The 6,395-nt window shown below is 37.0% G+C and carries 7 protein-coding genes; all 7 read left to right on the top strand.

Features of this window, described 5'->3' with window-relative positions:
• On the top strand, positions 1 to 892 hold an 892-nt coding region (gene fwdF / locus ACKI3Q_RS05895), incomplete at its 5' end, for a tungsten-dependent formylmethanofuran dehydrogenase subunit FwdF (protein ID WP_407415198.1).
• An 8-nt stretch (positions 893 to 900) separates the two neighbouring features.
• Entirely contained in the window at positions 901 to 1,131 is a 231-nt protein-coding gene (locus tag ACKI3Q_RS05890; protein ID WP_296798567.1) for an ATP-binding protein, read from the top strand.
• 12 nt (positions 1,132 to 1,143) lie between these two features.
• Positions 1,144 to 1,713, top strand: coding sequence for a molybdopterin dinucleotide binding domain-containing protein (locus ACKI3Q_RS05885; RefSeq protein WP_407415196.1), 570 nt, complete (start codon positions 1,144 to 1,146; stop codon positions 1,711 to 1,713).
• A complete protein-coding gene (locus ACKI3Q_RS05880) occupies positions 1,703 to 3,094 on the top strand; it encodes a formylmethanofuran dehydrogenase subunit B (protein ID WP_407415194.1) in 1,392 nt (463 codons plus the stop codon). The genes ACKI3Q_RS05885 and ACKI3Q_RS05880 overlap by 11 nt, the downstream gene beginning before the upstream one ends.
• A gap of 10 nt (positions 3,095 to 3,104) precedes the next feature.
• Positions 3,105 to 4,823, top strand: a complete 1,719-nt coding sequence (locus ACKI3Q_RS05875; RefSeq protein WP_407415192.1) for a formylmethanofuran dehydrogenase subunit A — start codon at positions 3,105 to 3,107, stop codon at positions 4,821 to 4,823.
• A gap of 15 nt (positions 4,824 to 4,838) precedes the next feature.
• Positions 4,839 to 5,705 (top strand): formylmethanofuran dehydrogenase subunit C, encoded by an 867-nt coding sequence (locus ACKI3Q_RS05870; protein WP_407415190.1) that lies wholly within the window; start codon positions 4,839 to 4,841, stop codon positions 5,703 to 5,705.
• A 230-nt stretch (positions 5,706 to 5,935) separates the two neighbouring features.
• On the top strand, positions 5,936 to 6,238 hold the full coding sequence (locus tag ACKI3Q_RS05865; RefSeq protein WP_407415188.1) for a DUF2097 domain-containing protein: 303 nt from the start codon (positions 5,936 to 5,938) through the stop codon (positions 6,236 to 6,238).
• The last annotated feature ends 157 nt before the right edge of the window (positions 6,239 to 6,395 follow it).

The following is a 6,395-nucleotide window of genomic DNA, read 5'->3' as shown; positions in this document are numbered from 1 at the left end:
TGAAAAAATCGCACAAAATATTCGTGACGAATTTGATGTTCAAAGAATTAGTATTAATGAAGACAAATGTGTATTATGTGGTATGTGTAGCGGATTATGTCCTGTTGACGCATTAGTATTAACCATTGATGGAGTACCAATTTGTGAAATTGATGCATATCCTCACTACAATGCATTTTCTGAAATTGACGATGATGAATGTATCTATTGTAAAAAATGTGAAATTGCTTGTCCACGTGATGCTATCGCAATTGACAGAGTATTACCAGACCGTGCTGATTTAGTAACCGGTGAAATTGAAATTAACGATGATGATTGTGTTTACTGTGGTGTCTGTGAAGAATTATGTCCTGCAGAAGCAATTGTTGTTGACAAAGAAACTGGTAGAGAATCTATCGAAGTTGACACTTCCAAATGTGTTTACTGTTTAGTATGTAAAAAAGCATGTCCTACTAACGCTATTAAAGCATTATGTAGAATTTGTTCCTACGGTGAATACGATATTGACCTTTCAAAAGCTGTTGTTAAAGGTAACTCAGTCATTGATAGTGAACTCTGTGTTTACTGCGGATGGTGTGAAGGAGTCTGCCCAACTGATGCAGCAAAAGCTAAAAAACCATTCGAAGGTACAATTGAAGTTGACCAAGATAAATGTCAAGCATGTGGTGCTTGTGTAGATATTTGTAAATGTAATGCATTAGCATTCCCAGTTTCAACTGGTCCAGGTTCAAGATTAGATCATATTGTTGCACAACCTGATTACTGTATTAAATGTAAAGCATGTGCTAAAGCATGTCCTAACGGTGCAATTACTGTAAAAAGAACTGATGTTGATCACACTCCAACAAATTCAGCAACTTGGACAGATGCTTTAAATGCAATTAAAGACTAGGTGATTTGATGGAACTTAAAGTAAATCAAGATAATTGTTTAGGATGCGGAATTTGTGTAATTGCTTGTCCTGTTAATGCAGCTATCAGTCCAGAAAATGCTGGTGGTAGTGGTGCAAAAACTGAAGAAGTAGTTATCATGGTAGAAAATGGGTTTATTAAACTTTTCAGTCCAGATAAATGTGAATTATGTGGAACTTGTCAAATGTTTTGCCCAGTAAACGCTATATGGTTAGAATAAGGGGGAAATAATATGCATTATGCTAATACTTATTTAGAAAAACCTGTTGTACCTGATGTAAAAATTACAGGGGAAGGAACTACTGATGTTCTTAAATGTATGTTAAACACCGGTTCAGACATTTACCAAGGTGCATGTAAGAAAAGAGGTTCCACATTAAAAGAAGAATATAAAAACGCTTCTGGAACTTGTTACATGGATCCTAGGGATATGGCAAAATTAGGTGTAAACAACTGGGATACTGTTTTAGTAAAAACAGATTTTGGTGAAGTAGTAGTAAACTGTGCAGTATCAAGAGATGCACCTCACGAAGGTACTGTATTCATTTGTAAAGGACCTTGGGCTAACACTATTGTAAGTCACGATACTTACTGCTGTTCTGACCCTACTTACAAAGGTATTAGATGTACTGTTGAAAAAACAGACAGAAAAGTATTACTCATGGCAGATTTAATGAGATGGGTATACAAAAAATATGTTGATGAAACTGATGATGACACTGTTGAAGAAATGGATTCATTAGGTGAATTACCAGTTTACAAAGGACGTAAATGGGAGGAGTTGATTGATCATGACTTATGAACCACCTGTAACTGATTACGATTACATTGTAGAAAACTGTACCTGTGCATTTTGTGGTTGTAACTGTGACGATTTAGACTACTTAGTTAAAAATGGTCATGTAGTTGCTGTAAGACACGCATGCAGACTTGGTGCAAGTAAAATCATGGAAGATATGGACCAAAGATTAATTGTTCCAATGATTAGGGATGAAAACGGAGAACTCATGGAAGTAGATTGGGATACTGCTTTAGATAAAGCTGCTGAGTACATCGCAAACTCAATCAGACCAGTATTTTACGGTTGGTCTGAAACTTCTACCGAAACTATGAAAGAAGGTGTAGCTTTAGGTGAATATATTGGTGCAGTATTAGATAACCAAGCAACCATTTGTCACGGTCCTTCCTTACAAGCTGTACAAAATGCAGGTTACCCTATCCAAACTTTAGGAGAAGTACAAAACAGAGCTGATGTTATTGCATACTCTGGAAGTAACGCAATGAACTCCCACCCAAGACACATGGCAAGATATGCTGTATTCTGTCGTGGATACTTCAGACAAAGAGGAAGATTTGACAGAACAGTCATTACCATGGATCCAAAATTCTCAGACACTGCAAAATGTTCTGACAAATGGATTGGATTCGAACAAAACGGAGACTACGGTTTCTACAACGCTATAAGAGCTGTATTAAGAGGAAAAGAATTATACCAAGATGTAATTTCTGGAATTCCTAAAGAAGACATTTATGAATTAGCTGAAGAAATGAAAAATGCTGAATTCGGTGTTTTATTCTTCGGTCTTGGTTTAACTCACACTTTATCCAAACAAAGAAACATTGATATTGCTATTAAAATGGTACAAGACTTAAACAGATTCTCTAAATGGGGTCTTACTCCAATGAGAGGACACTTTAACGTAAACGGTTTCAACATTTTCATGGCTTACGAAACTGGTTGGGCATTCGGTGTAGACTTCTGTAGAGGATACGGAAGATATATGATGGGTGAAACCAACACTATCGACTTATTAGTCAGAAAAGAACCTGACTGTTTCATGGTAATTGCAGCAGACCCTGGTGCTCACTTCCCTAACGGAGCAAACCAACACTTAGCTGACATTCCAGTTATCCAAATCGATATTCACTGGGGACCATCTACTGAACTCGCAGACGTAGTACTTCCTGGATCCTTCATTTCCGTAGAATGTGGAGGTACCAGTTACCGTATGGATGGTGTTCCTATCTGGATGAAAAAAGCTATCGACAAACCTGAAACCTGTCGTGATGACGAATGGATTGTACGTGAATTGAAAGAAAGAGTAATGAAACTCAGAGAAGAACCTAACGTAGCAGATGAATACGTTCCTAATGAAGGTCTCGCATGTCTCTTAGATAAGTAAGGTGATTTTAATGGAATATATACTTAAAAATGGTATTGTTTACGACCCTGCTAATGAAGTAAACGGAGAAAAAATGGATATCTGCTTCAAAGATGGTAAAATCGTTGAAGATGTATCCGCTGACGCTGAAGTATTAGACGTCACTGATAAAATTGTAATGCCTGCTGGTGTAGACCCTCACGCTCACGTTGCAGGACCAAAATTGGTTGTAGGTAGATTATACAGACCAGAAGACGAAAGAAGAGGAGTAGCTCAAAAAACAAAAGTAACCAGAGCTGAAGCTGGTTTCTCCATCCCAAGTTGTCCTACCACTGGATACAGATACTCAAGAATGGGATACGGTACTGTTTGTGAAGCAGCTATGCCTCCTTTAGAAGCAAAACACACACACGAAGAAATTAACACTATTCCAAACATCGATATTAACCCATTACCATTATTTGGTAACAACTGGTTCGTAATGGAATATGCAAGAGAAAACAGAATTGATGACTTAGCAGCATTTATTGCAGCAATGTTAAGAGTATCTAAAGGATACGGTGTAAAAATCGTAAACCCATGTGGTTCAGAAGCATGGGGTTGGGGTATGAACGTACACGGATACGATGACAAAGCACCTTACTTTGACGTAACCTCCAGAGAAGTTGTAAGAGCTTTAGCAAAAGCTAACGAACAATTAGGTCTTCCTCACTCTATACACATCCACCCTAATGATTTAGGTCACCCGGGAAACGTACCAACTACTATTGCAACTTTAGACTCTATCAAAGACATTGCAAAATCTACTAAAGCATCTGCTGGTGTAAGAGATCAAACCATTCACTGTACTCACGCACAGTTCCACTCATACACTGGTAACAGTTGGAAAGATGCAGCATCCGGTGCTGAAGAAGTTGCTGACTTCATTAACAAGAACCCATACGTAACTTGTGACGTAGGTCAAGTAACTTTCGACGAAACCACTACAATGACTGCAGACGCTCCTATGGAATACGACTTGTTCAAAATCTCTGGATTAAAATGGGCTAACAAAGACATTGAATGTGAAACCGCTGCTGGTATCATTCCATGTATTTACTCTCCAAAAACTCCAGTAAGTACCTTACAATGGGCTATTGGTCTTGAATTGTTCTTGCACATTGAAAACCCATGGCAAGTATGTTTAACCACTGACCACCCTAACGCAGGTCCTTTCATCAGATATCCAAAGATCATCTCCTGGTTAATGAGTGCTGAGAAAAGGATGTCTATGATTGACAATGGTGAAGTACACAAATGGGCTTCCAAAAGAACTGGCTTAGCTGGTCTTGACAGAGAATACGACTTCTACGAAATAGCTACTATTTCCAGAGCAGCTCCTGCAAGAATCCACGGATTCCAAGACAGAGGTGCACTTACCCCTGGCTACAACGCAGATATCGCTGTATATGACATTAACCCTAATGACTTTGACCCATCCAAAGACCCTGAAGGTGTCGAAAAAGCATTCAGTAACGCTTACTACACTATCAAAGATGGTCAAATCGTTGTTAAAGATGGTGACATTGTTTCCACTAAACAAAGCCACACCATTTGGACCAACGTAATTGGTTACGAAGAAGAAGAAAAACAAATTATCGACAGTATAATGCCATTCTTTACCCAATACTATTCTGTCAAATGGGAAAACTATCAAGTACACGACCACTATGTACCAAACCCAACTAGAGTGGACGTAGAAGCTAAATAAGGAGAGTGTTTATTAATGAAAACTATAACTTTTGATCAAAAGAAAACTTCTTCAATTGCTTTAGAATTTGATGAGTTAATCACTGATAACATTTACTCTTGGACTGAAGAAGACTTTGCAGAGTACAAAGTACCTGTAGGAAACTCCAGATTCCCAATCACTGATTACTTTGACATCACTGTTGAAGGAGAAGCAGAATCTCCAGCTGAAGTCAAAATGATTTTAAACGGAGATTGTAACAGAGTAAAATACATCGGTTGTAAAATGAGTGCTGGTGAAGTAGTTGTTAACGGTGATGCAGACCTTCACGTTGGTGCAGAAATGGCTGGCGGATTAGTAACTGTTTACGGTAACGTAGCAGCTCACGCTGGTCGTGAAATGACTGGTGGTAAACTTGAAATTTTCGGTGACACCAAAGAATTCTGTGGTGCATCCTACATTGGTGAATGGAGAGGTATGTCCGGTGGAGAAATCATTATCCACGGAAATGCTGGTAAACAATGTGGTGAATGTTTAGTCGGTGGTAAAATCCACGTTTTAGGTGACTGTGATATTCTCGCAGGTATCCACATGACCAAAGGTACCATTGAAATTGATGGTAACGTAAACCGTTGGCCTGGTGGACAAATGAAAAACGGTAACATCGTAATTCACGGAAAAGTCGGAAGATTACTCGAAGGTTTCGTAGAACAAGGAATCGTAACCGATCCTGAATTAGATGGTATTGTTTACCCTGGTAGATACATCGAATACAAAGGGGACATTGCTTTAAACGGTAAAGGTACCTTAATTATCGATGCTGAGAAAAACAGAGACAGATTATCTACTTGGATTGAAGAAGACGACGAATATAACGCAATTAGAGAATACAGAGCTCAATAAGCTCTTTCTCTTTTTCTTATATTTTTCTTCTTTTTTTATTTTTTTATTTTTAAATTATTTTAAAGATTATTGCGGTAAATCATGATTTAATTAATTTTTAATTAATGATTGCATTTTACAATCAATTAAATTAATTTTATAATTAATTAAATTATCATTTATTGATATTAAATATAAAATTATTAAGCATAATTTTAATTAAAATGATGTAACTTATCAAAGGTGTAATTATGGTCGAAGAGATACTTATGGACCCGGATGATATTATAGAATATGTAAGAAATAATGTGAAAGTGGACGACATTTTTGAATTGTCATACAATAGAGTTTTTGCTCCAGGCACTGTGCTTGGGCTTACTCCTGAAGATGAGGAAACTGGCGAAGGTTTGATTCTTTCACTTCAGCTCAATGGTGAATTGTTAAATCAAGCTGTAGATATTGATTTGCATGCTGTAAAGGACGAGATCATTGAATTCCGCCATATGCCTGGTGGAGATGAAGACAAGCTCATCATTGTTGAAGCTACATTATAGCTTCAATTTTTCATTTCTTCATTATTTTTTTTATAAATCATTAATTAGTTTCAATAAATACAAATAATTTTATATAGTAGAAACAATATATTATTAATCATAAAATAAGCAATTGATTTTCAAAAATTTTATAATCTCCAAGGAGGTCTAATAAAAT

The sequence above is a fragment of the Methanobrevibacter sp. genome, assembly GCF_045636185.1.
In the GTDB taxonomy this organism is placed as follows: domain Archaea; phylum Methanobacteriota; class Methanobacteria; order Methanobacteriales; family Methanobacteriaceae; genus Methanocatella.
The sequence above is the reverse complement of the archived record's forward strand: the minus strand, read 5'-3'. Positions and strand labels throughout refer to the sequence as shown.

Excerpts from the sequence above, each read along its gene's own strand:
- ACKI3Q_RS05865 (WP_407415188.1), top strand. The coding sequence starts at position 5,936 with ATGGTCGAAGAGATACTTATGGACCCGGATGATATTATAGAATATGTA.
- ACKI3Q_RS05875 (WP_407415192.1), top strand. The coding sequence starts at position 3,105 with ATGGAATATATACTTAAAAATGGTATTGTTTACGACCCTGCTAATGAA.
- ACKI3Q_RS05890 (WP_296798567.1), top strand. The coding sequence starts at position 901 with ATGGAACTTAAAGTAAATCAAGATAATTGTTTAGGATGCGGAATTTGT.
- ACKI3Q_RS05885 (WP_407415196.1), top strand. The coding sequence starts at position 1,144 with ATGCATTATGCTAATACTTATTTAGAAAAACCTGTTGTACCTGATGTA.
- ACKI3Q_RS05870 (WP_407415190.1), top strand. The coding sequence starts at position 4,839 with ATGAAAACTATAACTTTTGATCAAAAGAAAACTTCTTCAATTGCTTTA.
- ACKI3Q_RS05880 (WP_407415194.1), top strand. The coding sequence starts at position 1,703 with ATGACTTATGAACCACCTGTAACTGATTACGATTACATTGTAGAAAAC.